5 protein-coding genes and 1 tRNA gene are annotated in these 4,427 nt (G+C 54.3%); all 6 read left to right on the top strand.

The window, feature by feature from the left end:
- On the top strand, positions 1-230 hold a 230-nt coding region (locus GXX34_09925; protein HHW07822.1), incomplete at its 5' end, for a YbjQ family protein.
- A gap of 6 nt (positions 231-236) precedes the next feature.
- Positions 237-701 (top strand): QueT transporter family protein, encoded by a 465-nt coding sequence (locus tag GXX34_09920; protein HHW07821.1) that lies wholly within the window; start codon positions 237-239, stop codon positions 699-701.
- A 25-nt stretch (positions 702-726) separates the two neighbouring features.
- Positions 727-1,224 (top strand): ECF transporter S component, encoded by a 498-nt coding sequence (locus GXX34_09915; protein HHW07820.1) that lies wholly within the window; start codon positions 727-729, stop codon positions 1,222-1,224.
- A 172-nt stretch (positions 1,225-1,396) separates the two neighbouring features.
- Complete coding sequence (locus tag GXX34_09910; protein ID HHW07819.1) at positions 1,397-2,806, top strand: FAD-dependent oxidoreductase; 1,410 nt, start codon at positions 1,397-1,399, stop codon at positions 2,804-2,806.
- A 295-nt stretch (positions 2,807-3,101) separates the two neighbouring features.
- Positions 3,102-4,220: a response regulator gene (locus GXX34_09905; protein ID HHW07818.1), complete on the top strand. Its 1,119-nt coding sequence runs from the start codon at positions 3,102-3,104 to the stop codon at positions 4,218-4,220.
- Positions 4,221-4,275: 55 nt separating this feature from the next.
- A tRNA-Lys gene (locus tag GXX34_09900) sits at positions 4,276-4,351 on the top strand.
- Positions 4,352-4,427 lie beyond the last annotated feature (76 nt).

Raw genomic sequence — 4,427 nt, 5'->3', positions numbered from 1 at the left:
CGAATCTGGTACGGGATTTGTTCGCCAGCATCACCGACGTGATCGGCGGCCGTTCCCGCGCTTATGAGAAGAAATTGTTCCAGGCCCGGGAAACGGCTTTGAGGGAGATGGCGGAGGAAGCGAGAAGCCTGGGGGCCAATGCCGTCGTGGGCATTTCCATTGATTATGAAGCCCTGGGCGAAACTATGCTCATGGTCACCGCCAGCGGTACGGCGGTTTACTTGGAGTAGATCACCATGCAGCACAGGACCAGCATTGTTAGGGGAGCGCTGATTGCCGCCGTCTACGTGGTCCTTTGCCTGGCCTTCCAGCCCCTCTCCTACGGTGTCATGCAGCTGAGGCTGGCGGAAGCGCTGACCCTATTGCCCATACTGTACGTGGAAGCTATCCCGGGCCTGTTTATCGGGGCTTTAATTGCGAACATTTTCGGCGGTTTAGGGCTGGTGGACATCGTTTGCGGCAGCTTGATTACCCTCATGGCGGCCTATGCCACCTTCCTGTTACGGGATTCCCGGTGGGCCTATTTACCGCCGGTAGTGTTCAACGGCTTGTTCGTCAGCGCTTATTTGCACCTGCTGTTTGGTTGGCCTTACTGGCTGACGGTGCTCAGCATCAGTGCCAGCCAGGCTGCGGTGGTGTTCACCTTGGGCCATTTACTGGTAACTTTTCTTAAAAGATATGACTTCGGCAGCAGGAAATAACCCGGGGCAAAAAGGAGGCATCCTGATGAAAGCGCGGGAATTGGCTTTAGGAGGGCTGCTTACCGCCTTTTCGCTGTTGATTCCGCTGGCGCTGGGCCCTTATTTGCGCGTTATCGTGGGGCCTTTCAGCGCTACCGTGGCTTCCCATGTGCCTTTGTTTCTGGGCGCATTGATCAGCCCTTTGGTAGCGGCGATCGTGGGGGCTGCTTCCGCTTTCGGCTTTTTGCTCACCATGGGTCCGGTGATTGCCGCCCGGGCCGCCAGCCATGTGGTGGTGGGCCTGGTGGCCGGTCTAGTTTTGCAGCGGCAAAAACCTTTTTACCTGGCTATCCTGGTGTCCTTGCCCGTGCATGCCGGGTTGGAGGCGCTCATCGTCATTCCTTTTGGCTTCAGCGTTTATGATTGGGGTTTGGTGGTGGGAGTTGGTACCGGGCTCCACCATTTGGTGGATGGGGCCCTGACCTTGGCAGTGATTCGCTTGCTGGGCTTGGACCGGCTGCAAGACCGGGCCGCGGCGGCTTAGCCGAATATTTTTTACACTTAGCCCGTCAATATTCGGAATATGCTTGACCCCTTAAGTCCTTCCTGATATAATAACCGTGTTCGCCGGTGGAATTTGTGTGGGTAAACTCAAATGGAAATTGGTTCTGTTTGAGTTATTTTTATGTCCTTAAGCAGCGAGATGAGGTGATACGATGAAGGACAGGTACGATGTGGTTGTGGTGGGAGCAGGTCCGGCGGGGATTTTTACCGCCTTAGAGTTAGCGCGGCTGAATGAGCATGCCAGTATTCTCATTGTGGATAAGGGCCGGAGCATTGACAAGCGAGTTTGCCCCGCCAGGCAGACCGGTGTTTGCCGGAACTGCAGCCCCTGTGCCATTACCAGCGGTTGGTCCGGGGCGGGGGCTTTCAGCGACGGGAAACTCAGCAAATCCCCTGAAGTGGGCGGGCGCATTACTGATTATATGAGTTTTGAAGAGGCCCAGGCCCTGATAGATTACGCCGATTCCATTTACCTGGAATTTGGCGCCAGCCCCGTGGTGTACGGGTTGGACAACAAGCGCGTGGAAGATATCATGTACGAAGCCAGTAAGTACAGCATCAAGCTCATTCCATGCCCGGTGCGCCACCTGGGTACGGAACAGGCTTTTGAAGTGTTAAAAGCCATGTATGATTACCTGGTGACCAACACCAATGCGGAGTTTTCCGAGTTGACCTCCGTGCAGGAGATTGTGGTGGACAACGGGAAGCTCAAAGGGGTACTGCTGAAAAAAAGGGGGCAGGAACCCAAAATCGTGCAAGCCGACTATGTGGTGGCGGCTCCCGGGCGGGGCGGGGCGGCTTGGCTGGCCCAGGAAATGCAGCGGCTGGGCATCAAAACCCAAAACAATGAAGTGGATATCGGCGTCCGGGTGGAGGTGCCCAACTCCATCATGGATCACTTGACCAAAGATCTTTACGAAGCCAAGCTGGTGTATTACTCTGACACTTTTGACAACAAAGTCCGTTCCTTTTGCATGAACCCGGGGGGCGTCGTGTCAGAGGAACACTATGACGGGGGTATTGCCGTCGTTAACGGCCACAGCTACGCCGATGCCGGGCTGAAAACGATGAACACGAACTTTGCCTTGCTGGTTTCCACCCGCTTTACCGAGCCTTTTAATGAACCCATCGAATACGGCCGTTATATCGCCCGGCTGGCCAACATGCTGACCGGGGGAGGAGTCATGGTCCAGCGGCTGGGGGATGTGCTCAAAGGGCGGCGCACCGATTATGACCGGTTAAAGAAATCCACCACCATTCCTACCTTAAGGAGCGCCGTGCCCGGTGATTTAAGCTATGTCCTGCCGCAGCGTTACCTGACCTCCATCGTGGAAACCTTGCGGGCTTTTGATAACATTGCTCCGGGCATCTACGCCCGCAATACCCTGTTGTACGGAGTGGAAGTCAAGTTCTATTCTTCCAAAGTCACCGTGGACCAGAATTTCGAAACGTGCATTCCGAACTTCTTCACCATCGGTGACGGGGCCGGCATTACCAGGGGGTTGATGCAGGCGTCCGTAACCGGTATTGTGGTGGCGCGAGCCATCGCCAAGCGAGTCTAACGGGTTCAAGGGGGCCACGGCCGGTTGCCCCCATGAACTGTTTTAGCACGGGGCCCGGCGGTCCGGAGCGAGGCTGCACAGGAGCCCTATTTGGGGAGATTAGTTATCTTGAGGAGCAGATGCCGCCTGCTCCTTGTTCTTTTTTGCGGGTACAAGGCGTTGGGAGTTGCTTACAGGAAAAAGCCATGAATCGGCAGGAATGGTTCAAGTTTACGTCGAAAATAGCAACTGTAGCTTAAGAAACTGTTGCTGCGGCATAACATAGAGTAAAGAGATGAAATCGGAGGCCGGCGGGATGAGTGACACTAGAGCAAGGATCCTGGTTGTGGACGACAGCAGGTTGGAAAGGACCATTATCTCCAGCTTTTTAGCCCCTCTGAATTACCAGATCATCGAAGATGACGGCACCGGCGACATCATGCAGCTCGTGCTCGAGATCAAACCTGACCTGATTATTCTGGATCTGATTTTAGCCAATAAAGACGGGATTGAAGTTTGCCGGGCGTTAAAAACCCATGAAGACACTCGCTTGATCCCCGTGGTGATGATCACCGGCTATGCCGACAAGCAAGCCAGGTTGAGGGGCATAGAAGCCGGAGCGGATGATTTCCTGATGAAACCGCTGGACCGGGCTGAACTGGTGGCGCGCGTCAAGTCCCTGCTGAAAGTGCGGGAGTATTACGAGTATGCCCAGAAAAAGAAATACTACCAGACCCTGGAACGAATGGTGCAAGAAAAGACCGCCCAACTGCAGGCCGCCATGGAAGAATTGAAACAGAGCAACGCCAGTTTAACCCGTTCTTACCTAGATACCATCTACCGCTTGTCCATCGCCGCCGAGTACCGGGATGAAGATACTGCCGGCCATATCAAGCGCATCAGCCACTACAGCGCCGAGATTTCCAGGCAGATGGGGCTGCCCGACAGCCTGGTGGAGGCTATTTATTACGCCAGTCCCCTCCATGATGTGGGAAAAATCGGGATACCGGACAGCGTGCTGCTGCGACCGGGCAAACTCTCCCCTGAAGATTGGGAAATCATGAAATCCCATACCATCATCGGGGCCCGCATCCTGGGTAATGCCGAATCAAAGATCATGCAGATTGCCGAGCAAATCGCCATTTCTCATCACGAGCGTTTTGACGGTACCGGGTACCCGATGGGGCTGAAAGGGCATAAAATACCTTTAGTAGGGAGGATTGTGGCCCTGGCCGACGTCTTCGATGCCTTGACCAGCAAGCGCATCTACAAGCCCGTCTATTCCAACGAGTATTCCTTGGAATATATCAGGCAAGCCTCCGGCAAGCAGTTCGACCCGGAGGTGGTAGAGGCGTTTTTTAAAGGCATTGACAAGATCCTGCAAATACAAGCCAAGTTTAAAGATGAGCTCACCATTCCGGCGGAAACCAGGTAAGAAATGTTATTGACAGATTGTTAAATTTACTGTAACATATATAGCTGTGAGGCGTGAGCCATTAGCTCAGTCGGTAGAGCACCTGACTTTTAATCAGGGTGTCCCGCGTTCGAGTCGCGGATGGCTCACCATTCCATACGGCCCGTTAGTCAAGCGGTTAAGACACCGGGCTTTCAATCCGGGATCAGGGGTTCGAATCCCCTACGG

Source organism: Clostridia bacterium, from assembly GCA_012840125.1.
GTDB lineage: Bacteria > Bacillota > DULZ01 > DULZ01 > DULZ01 > DULZ01.
The sequence above is the reverse complement of the archived record's forward strand: the minus strand, read 5'-3'. Positions and strand labels throughout refer to the sequence as shown.

Coding starts and splice junctions, on each gene's coding strand:
- GXX34_09910 (HHW07819.1), top strand. CDS start 1,397: ATGAAGGACAGGTACGATGTGGTTGTGGTGGGAGCAGGTCCGGCGGGG.
- GXX34_09905 (HHW07818.1), top strand. CDS start 3,102: ATGAGTGACACTAGAGCAAGGATCCTGGTTGTGGACGACAGCAGGTTG.
- GXX34_09920 (HHW07821.1), top strand. CDS start 237: ATGCAGCACAGGACCAGCATTGTTAGGGGAGCGCTGATTGCCGCCGTC.
- GXX34_09915 (HHW07820.1), top strand. CDS start 727: ATGAAAGCGCGGGAATTGGCTTTAGGAGGGCTGCTTACCGCCTTTTCG.